General features: G+C 67.5%; 17 protein-coding genes. 8 read left to right on the top strand and 9 right to left on the bottom strand.

All coding sequences use genetic code 11. From position 1 onward, the window contains the following. Window positions 1-28 precede the first annotated feature (28 nt). From hypD to CV1CTNOD_RS13055, 8 genes are all read right to left on the bottom strand, one after another. On the bottom strand, window positions 29-1,129 hold the full coding sequence (hypD, locus tag CV1CTNOD_RS13090; RefSeq protein WP_131786391.1) for a hydrogenase formation protein HypD: 1,101 nt from the start codon (window positions 1,127-1,129) through the stop codon (window positions 29-31). A gap of 123 nt (window positions 1,130-1,252) precedes the next feature. Beyond that, window positions 1,253-1,525, bottom strand: a complete 273-nt coding sequence (locus CV1CTNOD_RS13085; protein ID WP_131786390.1) for a HypC/HybG/HupF family hydrogenase formation chaperone — start codon at window positions 1,523-1,525, stop codon at window positions 1,253-1,255. Between the two features lie 179 nt (window positions 1,526-1,704). Further along, window positions 1,705-2,832, bottom strand: coding sequence for a hydrogenase expression/formation protein HypE (hypE, locus tag CV1CTNOD_RS13080; RefSeq protein WP_131786389.1), 1,128 nt, complete (start codon window positions 2,830-2,832; stop codon window positions 1,705-1,707). Then, on the bottom strand, window positions 2,829-3,605 hold the full coding sequence (locus CV1CTNOD_RS13075; protein WP_131786388.1) for a D-sedoheptulose-7-phosphate isomerase: 777 nt from the start codon (window positions 3,603-3,605) through the stop codon (window positions 2,829-2,831). The genes hypE and CV1CTNOD_RS13075 overlap by 4 nt, the downstream gene beginning before the upstream one ends. Continuing rightward, window positions 3,605-4,351 (bottom strand): HypC/HybG/HupF family hydrogenase formation chaperone, encoded by a 747-nt coding sequence (locus tag CV1CTNOD_RS13070; protein ID WP_131786387.1) that lies wholly within the window; start codon window positions 4,349-4,351, stop codon window positions 3,605-3,607. Before CV1CTNOD_RS13070 ends, CV1CTNOD_RS13075 begins: the two co-directional genes overlap by 1 nt. Beyond that, window positions 4,348-4,638, bottom strand: coding sequence for a HypC/HybG/HupF family hydrogenase formation chaperone (locus CV1CTNOD_RS13065; RefSeq protein ID WP_131786421.1), 291 nt, complete (start codon window positions 4,636-4,638; stop codon window positions 4,348-4,350). The genes CV1CTNOD_RS13070 and CV1CTNOD_RS13065 overlap by 4 nt, the downstream gene beginning before the upstream one ends. A 2-nt stretch (window positions 4,639-4,640) precedes the next feature. Continuing rightward, the gene (locus CV1CTNOD_RS13060) at window positions 4,641-7,115 is read right to left on the bottom strand and encodes a carbamoyltransferase HypF (protein ID WP_131786386.1); all 2,475 of its coding nucleotides are present in this window, start codon (window positions 7,113-7,115) and stop codon (window positions 4,641-4,643) included. Continuing rightward, on the bottom strand, window positions 7,112-7,732 hold the full coding sequence (locus tag CV1CTNOD_RS13055) for a hydrogenase maturation protease (protein WP_242606652.1): 621 nt from the start codon (window positions 7,730-7,732) through the stop codon (window positions 7,112-7,114). The genes CV1CTNOD_RS13060 and CV1CTNOD_RS13055 overlap by 4 nt, the downstream gene beginning before the upstream one ends. A 313-nt stretch (window positions 7,733-8,045) precedes the next feature. Between CV1CTNOD_RS13055 and CV1CTNOD_RS13050 the strand changes: the two genes are divergently transcribed. The 6 genes from CV1CTNOD_RS13050 to CV1CTNOD_RS13020 all read left to right on the top strand — a co-directional run bounded on the left by CV1CTNOD_RS13050 (window position 8,046) and on the right by CV1CTNOD_RS13020 (window position 13,354). Next, on the top strand, window positions 8,046-8,384 hold the full coding sequence (locus CV1CTNOD_RS13050) for a hydrogenase maturation nickel metallochaperone HypA (protein ID WP_131786385.1): 339 nt from the start codon (window positions 8,046-8,048) through the stop codon (window positions 8,382-8,384). A gap of 52 nt (window positions 8,385-8,436) precedes the next feature. Continuing rightward, the gene (gene hypB, locus CV1CTNOD_RS13045) at window positions 8,437-9,318 is read left to right on the top strand and encodes a hydrogenase nickel incorporation protein HypB (RefSeq protein WP_131786384.1); all 882 of its coding nucleotides are present in this window, start codon (window positions 8,437-8,439) and stop codon (window positions 9,316-9,318) included. 730 nt (window positions 9,319-10,048) lie between these two features. Beyond that, window positions 10,049-10,822: an alpha/beta hydrolase family protein gene (locus tag CV1CTNOD_RS13035; protein WP_347402932.1), complete on the top strand. Its 774-nt coding sequence runs from the start codon at window positions 10,049-10,051 to the stop codon at window positions 10,820-10,822. A gap of 329 nt (window positions 10,823-11,151) precedes the next feature. Beyond that, window positions 11,152-11,721 carry a hypothetical protein gene (locus tag CV1CTNOD_RS13030; protein WP_131786381.1) on the top strand — a complete coding sequence of 190 codons (570 nt, stop codon included), beginning with the start codon at window positions 11,152-11,154 and terminating at the stop codon, window positions 11,719-11,721. Between the two features lie 174 nt (window positions 11,722-11,895). Continuing rightward, window positions 11,896-12,609 (top strand): MBL fold metallo-hydrolase, encoded by a 714-nt coding sequence (locus CV1CTNOD_RS13025; protein WP_131786380.1) that lies wholly within the window; start codon window positions 11,896-11,898, stop codon window positions 12,607-12,609. Window positions 12,610-12,721: 112 nt separating this feature from the next. Further along, window positions 12,722-13,354 (top strand): ATP-dependent Clp protease proteolytic subunit, encoded by a 633-nt coding sequence (locus CV1CTNOD_RS13020; RefSeq protein WP_131786379.1) that lies wholly within the window; start codon window positions 12,722-12,724, stop codon window positions 13,352-13,354. Window positions 13,355-13,448: 94 nt separating this feature from the next. On the opposite strand, the gene CV1CTNOD_RS13015 is transcribed toward CV1CTNOD_RS13020, so the two are convergent. Continuing rightward, complete coding sequence (locus tag CV1CTNOD_RS13015) at window positions 13,449-14,225, bottom strand: aminotransferase class IV family protein (RefSeq protein WP_242606657.1); 777 nt, start codon at window positions 14,223-14,225, stop codon at window positions 13,449-13,451. Window positions 14,226-14,643: 418 nt separating this feature from the next. Here CV1CTNOD_RS13015 and CV1CTNOD_RS13010 point away from each other — a divergent pair, with 418 nt between their 5' ends. Next, window positions 14,644-15,330: a YczE/YyaS/YitT family protein gene (locus CV1CTNOD_RS13010; protein WP_131786377.1), complete on the top strand. Its 687-nt coding sequence runs from the start codon at window positions 14,644-14,646 to the stop codon at window positions 15,328-15,330. A gap of 351 nt (window positions 15,331-15,681) precedes the next feature. Next, complete coding sequence (locus CV1CTNOD_RS13005; RefSeq protein WP_207386408.1) at window positions 15,682-16,761, top strand: S1C family serine protease; 1,080 nt, start codon at window positions 15,682-15,684, stop codon at window positions 16,759-16,761. Window positions 16,762-16,913: the final 152 nt, after the last annotated feature.

Below are 16,913 nucleotides of genomic sequence, written 5' to 3'. Positions count from 1 at the left end.
CGCGCTGCCGGAGGCCCGAACTCCCGGGTCATCTGAGGGCCATCCGTCCGAAATTGTAGTAGGCCGCGCAGGCCCCCTCCGAGGAGACCATGCATGTGCCGATCGGGGTCTGCGGCGTGCAGGCGGTGCCGAACACCTTGCATTCCCACGGCTTGATGACACCCTTGAGGACCTCCCCGCACTGGCATGCCTTGGGGTCGGCGACCCGGATGCCGGGCATGTCGAACCGCTGCTCGGCGTCGAACTGCGCGAAGTCGTCGTTGAGCTTGAGTGCGCTCTGCGAGATGAAGCCCAGCCCACGCCATTCGAAATGGGGCCGTAGTTCGAACACACGCGCCATCAGTGCCAGTGCCTGAGGATTACCCTCTTCCCGCACCACACGGCCGTACTGGTTCTCGACCTCACAGCGTCCCTGCCGGATCTGTCTGAGCAGCATCGCGACCCCGGCGAGAATGTCCAGCGGCTCGAAACCGGCTACCACGATCGGTTTGCCGTGGGCCTCGGGGACGAAGCGATACGGCCGGTTGCCCACCACGGTCGAGACATGGCCGGGGCCGAGGAAGCCGGACAACCGCAGGTCGGGTGACTGCAGGATCGCTCGCAGCGGCGGGACGATCGTGACGTGGTTGCAGAACACGCTGAAGTTGGTCAGACCCAGCTCGCTGGCCCGGACCAGCGTCACCGCGGTGGAGGGAGCGGTGGTCTCGAAACCGACCGCGAAGAACACGACGTGCTTGTCCGGGTTGTCCAGGGCCACACCCAGCGCGTCCAACGGCGAGTACACGAACCGGACGTCCGCCCCGCGTGCCTTGGCCTCCATGAGGCTTCCGCGACCACCCGGCACCCGCATCATGTCGCCGAACGACGTGAGGATGACATCCGGCCGCTCGGCCAGCCACATGGCGTCGTCGACCCGGCCCATCGGTATCACGCACACCGGGCAGCCCGGTCCGTGCACCAGCTCCACCGACTCGGGCAGCAGGTGTTGGATGCCGTGGCGGTAGATGGTGTGGGTGTGGCCGCCGCACACCTCCATGAACTTGTAGGTGTCCGACCCGGCCAGGTCCGCGATGGCGGCCACCAGCGCGCGCGCGGCCGCGGGATCGCGGAACTCATCGATGAAGCGCATCGGGTCCTCCTTCTGGTGACGGCCCACGGGCCGGCGACGGTCAACGAACCGGTAACAGCCGGTGGGACGGTGGCAATCGACGGACCGGTGACGTACCGCGGGCCGAGGTGATCTGCACGGCGGCTACGGCGACGGTGACGATCCGAACGCCTCGACCTCGTCGAGATAGGCCTGCCCCAACTTCTCCACCGCCTCGAGCGTGCGCATCGCCTCAACCTCGTCGATCTTCGCCATGGCGAACCCGACATGCACCAGCACCCAGTCACCGACCCGCGGACCTTCCTCGGCGACCAGCCGGATGCTGATCGTCCGCCGTACCCCGCTGACGTCGACCTTCGCGAGGTGCTGGTCGGCGTCGACGATCTCGACGAGCTGGCCGGGAATCCCCAGGCACATGTACGGCCTCCTTTACAGCCTCCGTGTGTCGCCGCGCGTCGCCACGGGCATCGGCGTGTCACCACGGGCGTCGGATGATCACGGCGTGCTCCTCGCCGGGTCGGTGGACGCGGTCGGTGGACGCGGTCGGTGGACGCGGTCGGTGGACGCGGGTCAGCAGATGCGGTCAGCAGATGCGGTCAGCAGATGCGGGGCAACGGGTCGCCGACCAGCATGTCCACGATCCGGGTGCCCCCCAGGGCGGTACGCATCGCGACGGTCCCGGCCGGCTGCTCGGTGATCTCCCCGATGACCGCGGCCAGCCGTCCCTGCGGATGCTTCTGCAATGCGGCCAGCGCCGCCGGGGTCTGCTCGGGCGGCACCACCGCGAGGAACTTGCCCTCGTTGGCGACGTGGATCGGGTCGATGCCGAGCAGCTCGCAGGCGCCGTGCACCTCGGGCCGCACCGGCAGGCAGCGCTCGTCGAGCAGAACACCGAGGCCACTGTCCCGAGCCAGCTCGTTGCAGACCGTCCCCACCCCGCCCCGGGTGGGGTCGCGCAGCCATCGCGTCGACGGCGCCGCGGCCAACAGCTCGTCCACCAGGGCGTTGACCGCCGCGGTGTCCGATCGGATGTCGGCCTCGATCGCCAGGTTGCCCCGGGCGAGCATGACCGCCATCCCGTGTTCGCCGATCGTGCCGGACAGCAGCACCTGGTCCCCCGGCCGCACCCGATGCGCGGACAGCTGCCGGCCGGCCGGTACGAGCCCCACACCGGCAGTCGTGACGATCAGTCCATCCGCGGCGCCGGTGTCGACGACCTTGGTGTCTCCGGTCACCACCCGCACCCCCGCGGCCTGCGCCGCATCGGCCATGTCCCCGGCGATGCGGCGCAGCTCGTCGATCGGGAAACCCTCCTCGATCACGAATGCCGCGGACAGCCACAACGGCCGTGCCCCCGTCATCGCCAGATCGTTGACGGTGCCGTGCACCGCCAGGTGACCGATCGAACCGCCCGGGAAGCGCAGCGGCCTGACGACGAAGGAGTCGGTGCTGAACGCCAGCGACTCCCCCGACGGCAACGGCAGGATCGCGCCGTCGCCGAGTACCTCGAGCGCGGGATTGCGGAAGGCGTCGACGAAGACCGTGTCGACCAACGCCGCCGACGCGCTCCCGCCGGCCCCGTGCGCCGAGGTCACGACCTCGCCGAGCAGCCGCGGCCGGCGGCGCCGGAACGCCTCGATCCGCTCCAGGACCTCGTCCTTGCGGTCCGCCCGGTCCGTTCGGTCCGTTCGGTCCGTTCGGTCCGTTCGGTCCGCGACGGTCATCGGGGTCGCTCCCCCGCGGCCAGGTGCGCGTCCGGATGCGCGGTCAGGTGCTGCTGCGTCACGCCCCACAGCTGGTAACCGAGCAGCGCGTGCGACTCCTGGATCCGGTGCACGCTCTGTGAGCGGACCACGAAGCAGAAATCGACTACACCGTCGACGGCGAACCGGCCACCGTCGTATCCGGCGAAGCCGACGGTGAGCGCACCGCGGCGTCCGGCCTCGGCCAGCCCCGCCAGGAGATCGGGCGAGTCGCCGCTGGTCGACAGCGCCACCGCGATGTCGCTCCGGCCGGCGTACGCGATGAGCTGCCGGGAGAACACCAGGTCGAAACCGACGTCGTTGCCGAGTGCGGTGACCACCGCCTGGTCCTCGGCCAGCGACCAGGACGGCAGTGGACGTCCAGATGGCGGACGGGAGAACAGATCGGCCAGTGTGGCGGCATCGGTCGAGCTGCCGCCATTGCCGAAGGTGTACATACGTCCACCTTGGGTGAAACACTGAGCCATCGCCGCCGCGGCGGCCGCGATCTGCCCGGCGCATTCCCGCAGCGTCGAGCGCTGCAGCTCCACGCTCTGGCGGGCCTTCGCCCGCGCCGAGGCGCCGAGTTCGGCCAGCAGCGCTCCCAGCGCCTCCTCCCGATCGCCATCCTCCCGACCACCGCCCTGATGATCGTTCCCATGGTGGCCATCGCTCTGACGGCCGTTGCTCTGGTGACCGCTGCCCTCCTGGACGTGGAGGAACGGGTAGAGGAACGCGGTGTTCTCGGTGGCCATCACGCACCGTCCCGGTCAAGACGGGTGATCGCCGTTCCGGCGTGGACGAGCAGCAGGTCGCCCGCGGCCACCGGCTCGACCAGCAGGATATTCACGAGCTCCTCCCCCGTGGCGGTACGTACCAGCGCCCGGCCGTCGGCCGACCCCCGGGATGTGATCACCTCGCCGAGCCTGCCTTCGTCGGCGCAGATGCCGCACGTCCCGCCGGTGCGCCCCTGCTCGGACGGGCGGAGCAGACCGGTGTGCTCGAGGCAGACGTGGGTCAGTTCCCACAGCAGGTGGTAGAGAAGTACAAAGCGGCCGGTTACCGGCAGCAGCGGATCCGGGTCGTCCACCCACAGCACGTGATCGGCCGCACCGGCTGGCGGTCGCGTACCGTTACCGATCCATACCGTTCCCGTCCCCCACGCCGGCGCCCGGCGCATCACGGAGCGCACCACCGGGTCACCGGCGGCGGCCACGGCGAGGACCACGTCACCGGGCCGGGCCGCCAGGCGGATCATGGCGACGGGATCCGGACCGGTCACGGCCACCGCGGGCAGCGCCGGTTTGCCGACGACGGCCGGGTGGACGAACTCGACGGCGACATGGTGGGCGTGCGGCGCCCACGACGGCGACACGCACCACAGGGTGGCGCCATCGGCGAAACATCGAGCCAACGCGAGCGAAGCGACCGCGAGATCAGCGTCAAGATCATCGGCCAGGCTCCCGTCGCCCATACCGTCGGCGATCACCGGGGTGCTCATCGTGCTCCCTCGGTTCCCCCGGAACAGCCCGTCACGGTGTCACAGCCCGTAACAGTATCGTCGATCAGCTCGTACTCGCGCATCACGTCCAAGGTGAGCAGCGCCGACTCCTTGTCGAGCCGGGTCAGGGCAAAACCGGCGTGCACCATGGTGTAGTCGTCGACTCCGAGATCGGGAAGGTAGGCCAGGCACACCTTCCGCGTCTCGCCGGGGAAGGCGACATGGGCCATCCTGGTCCCGCTCTCGTCCCAGACCTCGACGATCCTGCCCGGAATCCCCAGACACATGGTCACGTCTCCTCGTCGTTCATGCACAGCACCGCGATCGCCGCCTGCCCGAGCGCCAGCCCGCCGTCGTTGGGCGGCACCACGCGGTGGATGAGCGTCTCGAATCCGGCGGCGCGCAGCCGATCCCGGCAGGCGCGCAACAGCAGCACGTTCTGGAACACCCCGCCGGTGAGACCGGCCAGCCGGACGCCCCGCTCCCGGCCGACCTGCGTCACCACGTCGGCGACCGCGTCGGCCACCGCTTCGTGGAACGCCGCGGCCAGCACCGCAACCGGTGTGCCCCCGCGCAGCCCGGCCACCAGGGCGTGCAGCAGCGGGGCCGGATCAAGCACGCCGTCCGCACCAACCGGCAGCCGCAGCGGTGATGCCGGAGATGGCACCAGCGACGGTGATGATGCGCCGACGGCCGTGGCGGCGAGCGCCTCAAGCTCGATCGCCGCCTGGCCCTCGTAACCGATGCGGTGACAGACGCCGAGCAGGGAGGACACGGCGTCGAAAAGTCGTCCCATGCTGGTGCAGCCGACACAGCCGATGCCGCTGTCGAGCTGGGAACGCACCGCCCGCAGCTCAGCGGGCTCGCACGTGGCCACCGCGGGAAGGTCGGGTTCCCACGGGATGCCGGCCGCGTCCAGATGGGACAGCGCCATCCGGCACGGGTTGCGTACGGCCGCGTCCCCACCGGGCAGCCGCACCTCGCGCAGATGGCCGGCACGGGTGAAGCGGTGACTGTCCGATCCGAGGAGCAGCACCTCACCGCCCCAGACGGCACTGTCGGTGCCGTAACCGGTGCCGTCGAACGCCACCCCGACAATCGGCTCGCCCAGCCTGCCGTGCTCGGCGAGCAGAGAGGCCACATGCGCGTGGTGGTGTTGGACGAGCAGCGGCGGCCGGTCACCGGCGTGGCGCTCGGCCCAGCCACGGGTCGAGTACCCCGGATGAGCGTCGGCGACCAGTCGTACCGGCCGCACGGCGTGCAGAGCGGTGAGGTGGTCGACCGATCGCTCGAAGGCGCGCAGCGTCTCCAGGCTGCCCATGTTGCCTACATGAGCCGAACAGAATGCGCGCTCACCCTCGGTGACGCAGAAGGTGTTCTTCAGCTCGCCGCCGACAGCCAGGATCGCCTCACCCGGTCGACCTCGGCCGCCCGGAAGCGCCCCCCGATCGAGGCTGCCCGCAGGCGCCACCTGGCCGAGGTCGACAGGGAACACCGCCCCGCCGAGGTCGACCGGAAGCGGTGCGTAGCCGCGGGACCGGCGGATCGGCAGTTCACGGCCGTCGACGACACGGACCACCGAATCGTCGCAGGGCACCTGGATCGGCCGGTCGTGGGTGAGCATCGCGTCGGCCAGCGCCGGCAGCCGGCTCCGGGCGTCGGTGTCGTCGAAGCAGATCGGCTCGTCGGCCAGGTTGGCGCTGGTCAGCACCATGAATTCGGGAACCGGGACGGCCATGCCGGGCACCTGGGCGAACAGGAGGTGGTGCAGCGGCGAGTAGGGCAGCAGTACACCGATCAGCGGGTTGCCCGGCGCCACGTCCGCGACGACGGGGGCGTCCGGCCGGCGCCGCAGCAGCACGATCGGACGGGCCGGGCTGCCCAGTACCGCGGCCTCGGCCGGGTCGATCTCGGCAAGCCGCCCGGCCACCGCAAAGTCGCGGGCCATCACCGCGAACGCCTTGCCCGCCCGCGCCTTGCGCTCGCGCAGCAGACGCACCGCCGCCGGACTGTCAGCCCGGCAGGCCAGGTGGTAGCCACCGATCCCCTTCACCGCGACGACCAGACCGTCGGCCAGCGCCCGGTGGGCCGCGGCCAGGGCCTCGTCCGGCCCGGTCGCGGTGCGGCGTCCACGCACGAAAGGCACGAAGGTCAACTGCGGCCCGCAATCCGGGCAGCACACCGGCTGGGCGTGGAAACGGCGGTCGGCTCCGTCGTGGTACTCGGCCGTGCAGGCCGGGCACATCGGGAAACCTGACATGGTGGTGGCCGCCCGGTCGTAGGGCAGCGACCGGATGATGGTGAACCGGGGACCGCAAGTGGTGCAGGTGATGAACGGATGGCGATAGCGGCGGTCGGCCGGGTCGAACAGCTCACCTATGCAGTCGTCGCACACTGCCATGTCCGCGGGGACGAAGGTACGGACGCCCTCGCCGCCACCGCGACTGGCCACGATGCGAAAGCCGGGCTCTCCGGTTGCCGGCGCAACGACTTCCGCCCGCAGAGTCGTGATACAGGCCGGGAGCGGTGCGTCGCTGCGCAGCCGCCGCAGGAACTCCGTGACCACTACCGGTGTGCCCTGGACCTCGATGAACACCGAGCCGGGGTCGTTGCCGACGAAACCGTCGACACCGAGGGCAACGGCGAGCCGGTGGACGAAGGGCCGGAATCCAACCCCCTGCACAACGCCCTCGACCGTCACCCGCAGCCGTTCCACGGCCTCGGAGTGACCGATGGCTACAGGATGGATGCCAGCCGCTGTCATGCGCATGACCCCGGGTGAGGACCAGCCGCCCCAGCGCGACGGAACCCGGCCAGGAAGTCCCGTTCGATCAGGACGATGACCTCCTCCATGGCGTGGCGCACCGCCGCTGACAGCTCCCAGCCCGCATCGACGCACTCGGCCTCGATGAGGAACACCGTGACATCGTCGGGGTAGGCGTCCGCCTCCAGTGACCCCGGAACCTGGCCCTCCGGCCGCGCGAAAGAAACATGATCGCGCCGCCTTTGGCCCTCCAGCCAGTTGGCGAGTGCCAGCGCGTGGTCCCAGCGGAAGGCATGGGTGTGCAGGCCTTCCAGCGGCGGGAGATCGGCCAGCTCGGGACCGGGTACGCGATAGATCGTGCCCGGCTGCGCGCCGGTCCGAGCGGCGTCGATGATGACCACCCGGCGGGCCCCGCGCATCCGGAACGCCACGTCCATCCCGGCGGTACCACCGTCGACGATCTGCACCCCGTCGGGGACGCCCCGTTCCCACAGATGCCGGATGAGGACTGGGCCGACGCCGTCGTCGCGACGCAGGACGTTGCCGCAGCCCACCAGGAGAAGCTCACACCGCGACGTTGTGATGCCGCTGGCGGGTTCCTCGGGGAGCTGCGTCACCGGGCTCCTCCATCCGTTCCGTCCATTCCGTGTCGATCTTCTACCTGTTGCGCTCCAGGACCATTCCATTGATCACAAAGTTGCCGAGCTCACGCCCGCTCCACTGCCGGAACCCACCGGCAGGCACGATCCGGATGGTCAACACTGATGCCGACCACCGATGTCGACCACGGACGCCGAACGCTGAAGCCCGTCCCGCCATACGGACCCACGGAACCGGACGGACCAACAGACCGGATGAACCAACAGACCGGACGGACCCGCAGACCGGACGAATCAGCCAAGTCGGACGGACCCGCAGAGGGGACTCACTGTGCACGAGCTGTCGATCTGCCGCGCCATCGCCGGCGTCGTCGCCGAGCACGCCGGTGACCGTCCGGTACAGACCGTATACATACAGATCGGACAACTACGGCAGATCGTGCCGGACACCCTCGTCCACTGCTGGTCGCTGGTCAGCGAAGGCACCGCCCTGGACCGCTCTCAGCTACGGATCGAGAGTGTGCCGGCGCAGATCCGCTGCACCGACTGCGGTCATATGCAGACGCTCACCGCGCCAGTCCTGCTGTGTGGGCAGTGCGGCGGTCGCAGCGTGTCGGTGGTGCGGGGCGAGGAGTTTCTGATCACTTCCCTGGAACTCGCGGAGGCGTGAGCCGCCACAGGCTGATTCCATCGACACCGCGAACCGGAGGAGGAGGATCAGTATGGGCCGATTCCACTGGCACGCCGACCGCACCCCGCACGACCACGAACACCACGCCCAGAACGACCACCCCCAGCGTGGCCACGAGCCTTATTCTGACCATGGGCCCCGCCCTGACCATGAGCGTCATGACGGCAACTCCCATGACGGCAATGCGCGCGCCGGCAACGGCGTCGTGGCGGCCGGCGCCGGCCAGCGCGGGGTTGGCGATCATTCCGGGTACGAGACCGGGGCGCAGCGCGTCGAGGTGCTGGCCGCGATCCTCGGCGAGAACGACCGGCTCGCCGCCGCGAACCGTAGTGACTTCGACGCCGCCGGGACGCATGTCGTCAACCTGATGTCCGCACCGGGCGCCGGTAAAACGACCCTGCTCCAGGAAACCCTCCGCCGGTTGTGCTCCACGCTGCGGGTCGGGGTGATCGAGGGCGACATCGAGACCAGCATCGACGCCGACCGGCTCGCCGGGCTGGGCGCGGTGGTGTCGCTGGTCAACACCGGGCAGGGTTTCGGCGGCGAATGTCATCTCGACGCCGCCATGATCCGTTCAGCGATCGGACGCCTGCGCCTGGATCTCCTCGACCTCGTCGTCATCGAAAACGTCGGCAATCTGGTCTGTCCGGCCGAGTTCGACGTCGGCGAACACCGGCGGGCGATGATTTTCTCGGTCACCGAAGGCGAGGAGAAGCCGCTGAAATACCCGATCATGTTCCGGTCCGCCGACCTCGTTCTGATCAACAAGATGGACCTGCTACCCCACCTGGACTTCGACCTCGAGCTTTTCCACCGCAACCTCACCGACGTCAACCCCGGCGTGACCACCCTGGAAATCAGCTCCCGCACCGGCGCCGGCCTCACCGCATGGTGCGACTGGCTGTCCGTATAACGCAACCCGACCAGCCACGAGATTGACTTCGCGCTCTTCGGCCACCACGACTCCGAACGCGAAACCCTGCTCGCCCTCGGCAAGGCCAAGTGGAACGAGACCAGCGGAGGTCACGCCGAGTATCGCCATGCTGGTGCTGCCGCCCGCCGTCAACCGTGATCCCGAGCACTATCCGGACCCCGACCGGTTCGACGTCGAACGCCCGGTAAGCGATCACCTGGCATCCTCGACGGGTCCCCGGCTCTGTCCGGCGGCCGTGCTGGACCGGTACGAAGTGGCAATCGTGTTATCGGTTTTTGCCTGTCGGGTTGTGGACCCGACTTCAATCGCCTACCGTACGAAACGTGAACCTGCGCGGGATGAAGCACCTGATCGTAAGTCACGGTGGTGTCTCGTCTGAACAACTATGCCGGCACGTGGCCTCGACGGCGAACGGCATTTGGTCGGAGGCGGACCGGAGGCGCTGACCGCGTCGTATCGACCTCCCAGCATCCGCCGGAACCCCGGTGCATCCTGTCTATCGTTGCGGCCAGCCGCGGCAGGACTGTCGGTTCTACCATGATGAGAGGCTTAGATGTCCGTACGTTGGACCGACGGTAACGCCACCGCCGATGACCCGGCCGGGCAGCCCTCGGAGCTGGCCACGCCGGAAGCGATTCACGTCACGACCGACGACAACGTGACCTTTGTGATTCGGCTGCTTGAGCACAACGACCCAACCGTCCCGGTTGTGCTGATCCTGCCGGCCATGGGGATGAAGGCAAAGTTTTACCGGCCGTTGGCAAAAGCGCTATTTGCCGTTGGCCTGTCCGTCACCACCTGCGATCTTCGGGCCCAGGGGGAAAGCACACCGGGCCTTCGTGAGCAACCCACATTCGGCTATCGCGAGCTCCTGGAGGTGGATCTTCCGGCGATCCTCGCGGCGCTCCGAGCGCGGCTGCCGCTGGCGCCTGTATACCTGTTCGGGCACAGCCTCGGCGGTCAGCTCGCGCTGTTGTACGCGGCTTCGGCGCCGAAGGAGATCGCCGGAGTCTGCGTGATTGCGACCGGCAGCGTCTATTGGCGGTCCTTTATCCCCCGGCATCGGCTCAGCGCGTTCTGGAAGGGGCAGATCATCGGCCTGGTGTCCCGGATCCGTGGGTATTGGCCGGGCGGCATGGTGATCGCCGCGCCTATGGCAGCCGGCGTGATGACCGACTGGGCCCGGCATGCACGAAACGGACGATACCAGCCACATGGCACGAAGCGTGACTATGACGCGGCACTACGTACGTTCGACCTGCCGGTACTGGTGATCTCACTGGAGGGCGACCCGCTCGGTCCGCGTTCCAATGTCGACTTTCTGTGCGGCAAAATCGGCAACGCCCAGGTCACCCGCTGGCATATCGAAGAGGGATCCGGAGTGACCGTCCGCGACCACTTTGCCTGGATCAAGAGCAGTGACATCATCGGCTCCGCAGCCGCCGCTTGGATCACCGAGGGCAACCTCCCCGCAAGGACATGACGGACGCCAGCCTCCTCACCGATCACTTCGCCTCCCCGCTGATCGTTCGCTTCGCTCCCGATCAGCGGGAACCCCGGCTACACGATTCGCCGTTCCGCCGGCCGCGCCCTCACTCCCCCAGAGCCGAGTAGCCGAGTAGCCGAGTAGCCGAGTAGCCGAGTAGCCGAGTAGCCGAGTAGCCGAGTAGCCGAGAGGAGTTTCGCCTCCCGGCCCTCGCGGGACCGTGCGTGACAGTCTCCCCGGTACGACCGTATGACCGGTATGACCGGTATGACCGGTAGATCAGGGCGTTCGGGCCCAGCACGCAAGGCCGGCTCGGCCGGCTGACCGTGGGCGTCGTCGAGGACCTCTGCCGTGCCTGGGCCCGCTGGCACGCCAGCCCCGACACCCACGGCGGCCACCCCTCCCGCGTCGCCGCCGGTACCGTCCACGACCCGGCCGCCAGGACCAGCCACGAGATTGACTTCGCGGTCTTCGGCCACCACGACTCCGAACGCGAAACCCTGCTCGCCCTCGGCAAGGCCAAATGGAACGAGACCATGGGAATCAGCCACCTCCAGCGCCTCGACCACATCCGCAGCCTGCTCCACACCAGAACAACCCGCACCACCAGCGGCGGCGTCCCGCGCCTGCTGTGTTTCAGCGGCGCGGGTTTCACCCCGAACTCCACGATGCCGCCGCTGACGACCGCACCATCCAACTCATCGACCTGCAACAGCTTTACCACGGGAATAGCGGCTTCGCCGCCACCCCAAGCCGTGACGAGTAAGATCGTCCGATTCGAACACGGGGAGCTCGGCCCCTTCCTCTTTCGACTTCCGTCGCATCGACCTCGATGTCCCGCTGAATTCATCGGCCCCGCCCGTGTGAGCGGCACCAGGAAGCAGGCCGCACAATGAACCAGATGATCATTTTGCGTGAACGGCGGTCGATGACGGTGACGAGATACGCCCAACCCCCCGTCCGGAGTCAGGTGGCCCGAGAGGATCTCCCATCGGGGCTCCCGCAGATCCCCGCATGACAGTCTCGGATGGCCGACCTCGCTGTGCCGGCTGCCGCCGTAGTCTGGGCCGATGGTCAACCGTCTGTACTTTCGCCAGTTGCTGTCCGGGCGTGACTACGCGGTCAATGATCCGGTAGCGACTCAGATGGTCAACTTCACGTACCTGATCGGCGACCAGGAGACCCGGGACGCGGTGGTGGTCGACCCGGCGTACGCTGTCGACGATCTTCTCTCGGTGCTTGCCGCCGATGAGATGCGCCTCACCGGCGTCCTGGTCACCCATCACCATCCCGATCACGTCGGCGGCGAGATGTTCGGTTTCGCCCTGCCGGGCCTGCCGGAGCTGCTCGCCCGTACGCAGGTCCCGGTACACGTGCACCAGGACGAGAGCGAGTGGGTACGGCGTACCACCGGGGTGTCGGCGACCGACCTCGTGGGCCACGATCACGACGACGTGCTCGACGTCGGTGCCGTGCCCGTCCGGCTGCTGCACACCCCCGGGCACACCCCGGGCAGCCAGTGCTTCCTGGTGGACGGCGACCGGCTGGTCGCCGGCGACACGCTTTTCCTGGAAGGCTGCGGACGTACCGATTTCCCCGGCGGCGACCCCGACGCCATGTACGCGAGCCTGCGGCAGCTGGCCGCGCTGCCTGACGACACCATCGTCTACCCCGGTCACTTCTACTCGGCGCAGCCCAGCGCGCCGATGTCGACGGTGCGCAGCGGTAACGCGGTGTTCCGTCCCCGTTCCGTCGAACAATGGCGGGCCTTCTTCGGCGGGTGACACCGACATGCCCCGCCCACCCGTCACCCGACCCGGTCCTGCTGACCGGACGGGTATGTCCGTTCCAGTTGTTCCGGTCGCGAACCGCTCATCCGAATCGAGAGAGAAGCACATGACACGCACCGTTGTGAACCGTTACGTCCTACCCAACATCATTGAGCGCACCTCCCGCGGCGAATACGGGATGGATCCCTATTCCAAGCTGCTGAAGGAACGCATCATCTTCCTGGGGACCCAGATCGACGATATTTCCGCGAACGACATCATGGCGCAGCTGCTCTATCTCGAAGGCGAGGACGCAGACCGGGACATCTCGCTCTACATCAACTCCCCGGGTGGCTCGTTCACCGCGCTGATGGCGATCTACGACACGATGCAGTTCGTCCGGCCCGACATACAGACCCTCTGTCTCGGGCAGGCCGTGTCCGGGGCGGCCATCCTGCTCGCGGCCGGAACTCCCGGCAAACGGCTCGCCCTCAGCAACAGCCGGATACTGATCGACCAGCCGTCCAGCCAGAGCGAGGGGCAGTCGAGCGATCTGGAAATTCACGCCCGTGAGATCCTGCGGATGCGGGCGCTGCTGGAGACGATACTTGCCCGGCACACCAACCGGAGCACCGAACAGATCCGCCGGGACGTCGAACGCGACAAGATTCTCGACGCGACCGAGGCGTGCGAGTACGGCCTCATCGACGAGGTCATCCAGAGCCGGAAGAACTCGCTGCGGCGCGCCGCGTCCGAATAGCGGCGTCCGCATAGCGGCAGCCCATAGCGACAGCATCTGGCCCCGGACCCTCTCGGCCGGGCGCCGGCGACCCGATGCCGTCACACCGATGCCGTCACAGTGGTTCTCCGGGAATGTCGAGATATTCCCTGCGGAGAGTCTCGACGATCGGATGATCGTTTGCCAGTTCCCGGTCGTCGACCGCGGCGATCGCGCGTACGCCGACAGCCGTGTTGGTGGCGAACGCGGCCTGCATACCGAGGAGCGCCGCACGGTCGACCGGTGCGGTGACCGCGCGCTCGTGCGTCCGCCGGAGCAACTCCACGGTCACTCCGAGCAGACAGTCCGCATCGGGCCAGATCACCTGGTTACCGTCGAAGAAGCCGATGTTCCAGGTGGCGCCCTCCGAGACGAAAGAAGCGGCATCGGTGAAGAGCACGTCGTCGAAGCCGTTGAGTTGCGCGGCACGACGGTAGCGCAGCGTGTCGAAAAGGCCCACGTGTTTGACCGCCGGCATGTTCCGGCTGTAAGCGACCGACTGGACGCGCAGCGGCGGCAACGGGAGGGCGGGTGCCGGCCGGGTGGTCACCAGGACGTGCGGTTGTGCCGCGACACCTGGATGCCCTACCTCGAGCGCCGGGTCGAAGACAGTTATCCGGACCATGCAGGAAGCTGTGCCCCCCGCGACCGCCCGGCGGGCGAGATGTCGGATCCTGTCGACGTCCAGGTCGGCATCGAAGAGCAGCCGACAATCGTGGGCCAACCGCTTCAGATGCAGTGACAGCCCGCGCACCCGTTGGTGATCGATACGCATCGTCGTGAAGTGGCCGTAGTTCGTCAGCGCCAGTGCAGCAAGATCATTAATGTCGAGCGGTGCGCCGTCCAGCTCCATCACGGGGCCAGTCTCACCTCCAGCAGGGATCGCTACCAGCCGATTCTCTCTCGCCTCTCCCGGGGAAGCCGCCAGCGGGATCCCCGCGACAGGACGGTGCGGGGGATCACCGGATCCTTGCGTACCCCCTGGCAGGCCGGCTGCTGGTGCCGGATAGGGTGGGGTCCACGGTATAGGTGACCGTTGAGATCGCACGAGAACGCCCACGGCACCTTACGCCCCGGTTCGGTTCGTCCGGTTCGAATCCGGACGTTACCCGCCGGCAATCGAAGCCCATACTTTACCCAGGCATCTGTTACGGAGAAAAATTCGTCACGGATGCTTAACGAAAATGTATTCTTCCGGCGATCACCGACAATCATTTTCGTAGTTATCGTTCGCCTGGCCGGTTCCGCGAGATGGGCGAGAAAGGGCGAACATGGGGTTGTCAGCACGCAGAATCCTCAGCAATGCGCGCTGGTCGGAATGGAATCCCGGACGATTGACCGTCTACCTGGTCGGATGCATTTTCTTCTCGATCGGTGCCACGTTCTTCATCGTCTCCGACCTGGGAACGGACCCGCTCGACGTATTCGTGCTCGGCGTCAAGGAGCACATTTCGATAACGATCGGGATCGGCCAGGCGTCCGTCGCGCTCGTCTGTATCACCATCTGGTCGCTGTGGAACCGGTGTAGGCCGGTTGTCTTGCCGTTCATCACGTTCTTCCTCTGCGGCAGCATCATCGACCTGCTGCTGGCCGTCGAACTCGCCGAGGAGACCCATATCCACCGAGTCGGGCTGATGCTCGTCGGTGGTGTGCTGTGCGCCTACGGCTCGACCCTCATCATCATGAGCGCGATTGGTATCCGTGCCATGGACCTGCTCGCCATCACAATGGTTCGGCGTTGGCGATGGCCGTTCTGGGCGTCGAAGGGATCCCTCGAGGCGCTGCTGCTGGTTGCCGGCTGGTTGCTCGGCGGTCCGGTCGGTGTCGGGACGCTGTGCTTCCTTTTGAGCGTCAACCTGCTCATCCAACCGATGATCGCTGCTACGGAACGACTTACCAGTATCACCAACCTGGGTCTGCCGACCAGGACGTCGGCCTCGGCGCCCGAAGCCGGCTGACACCTTCCTGCCTTCCCCGCCTTCCCGCAACCGATTCCTCGCAGGTGTGACGAATACCGGATCCAGAACAGGGCCGGTCCGAGCGTGATGTGCCCCGCATCGCGGCGATCGTGATTACCCGAGGTTTGCCACGCGATTGTCTTAGATCAACGGACGTCGACCATCAGGGCGAACTCAGGGTAGGTGAAGGTCACAGTGGGTGAGGAGAGTTCCGACGCCTGCGAACTACGACGGACAGATCCAGGATCAGATCCAGGATCGGCAACGATCAGGAGTACCCGGCGGTCCATACCGCGTTCAGCGCCGCGAAAACGACGGCTGCGGACCGCTGTCGTCGGATGCGTGGCAATAGTGATCGGCGCCGTTACCCCGGCCTCCAGTGTCATCGGCGGCCCGGGTGACGGCGCCGACGCGCCAGTCGTCGACCGGGCGATTCAGACCTTTACCATTCCGCGTTCCTTTACCGCCGCCAACACCAACCCCGTTTCCGCCCAGCTGTCGGCCGCCGCCGACAAGGTGCTCCCGGGGGTGGTGAGCATTGTTTCCAGACTCGCCTCGCAGAACGCCTCCGCGGCGGGCACCGGTATGGTGCTGAAATCCTCCGGCGAGGTACTCACCAACAACCACGTCATCGCGGACGCCGCCACCATCACTGTTACCGTCGCCAGCAGCGGTCGTTCCTACCAGGCGTCGGTCGTCGGGACGAACACGACCGACGATGTCGCGGTGCTGCAGCTGCAGGGTGCCTCCGGGCTTGCCACGGTTCCGATCGGTGACTCCTCGAAGGCCAGGGCCGGTGACTCCGTCGCCGCCGTCGGCAACGCCGACGGCGGATCGCCCGCGGTCGTTTCCGGCAGGATCACAGCACTCAACCAGAGCATCACCGCCACCGACCCCGACGGCGGCAACGCCGAAGAGCTTTCCGGACTGATCAAGACTGACGTTGCCATAAAGCCCGGATTCTCCGGCGGTCCGCTGGTCAGCGCGGCCGGTGATGTCATCGGGATGGACACGGCAGCGACCGCGTTCAACGAGTACCTGCCAACCGGGATGAGGGCCGGGTACGCCATCCCGATCAGTCACGCGGTCTCCATCGCCACTGCGCTCACATCGGGCACATCCGCGAAAGCCGCCCCAGCAGCACGTCTGGAGAGCCTTGGAAGCCTTGGGAGCACCGCCGGCATCGAGGCGCACAGCGTGCAGGTCCGCATAACGCGTGCCACAGGCAACAGCGTCCTCACCGGCGTGCACGAGCGTGACCTCCGTGCCGGCGCGTCAGCGACCGGCCCTCTGGGTGCGCCGCGCCAGGCATGGCCTGGTTCACCAGGGCCTGCTCCGCAGGCCGGCCCAGCCAGGCGCGGGAGGCGTCCGGACGGACGGCGCCGCGTCAGGTCGACCGTCCCGGCCGTCGGAGCACTTCGCATGCCTTGATGAGCGCTAGACACCGGGAAGATCGGCACGAGTTTGTCGATGCGTACGCTAATGTCGCCGAAAGCTAATGTGGCCGAAAAGCGTGCACGGTAACGAACTCGTTTAGATCATGATCTGTGTGGATGGCTGCGAACGGGATGCGCCCAGCAGAA

Source organism: Protofrankia symbiont of Coriaria ruscifolia (assembly GCF_900634745.1).
Lineage (GTDB): Bacteria > Actinomycetota > Actinomycetes > Frankiales > Frankiaceae > Protofrankia > Protofrankia californiensis.
The sequence above is the reverse complement of the archived record's forward strand: the minus strand, read 5'-3'. Positions and strand labels throughout refer to the sequence as shown.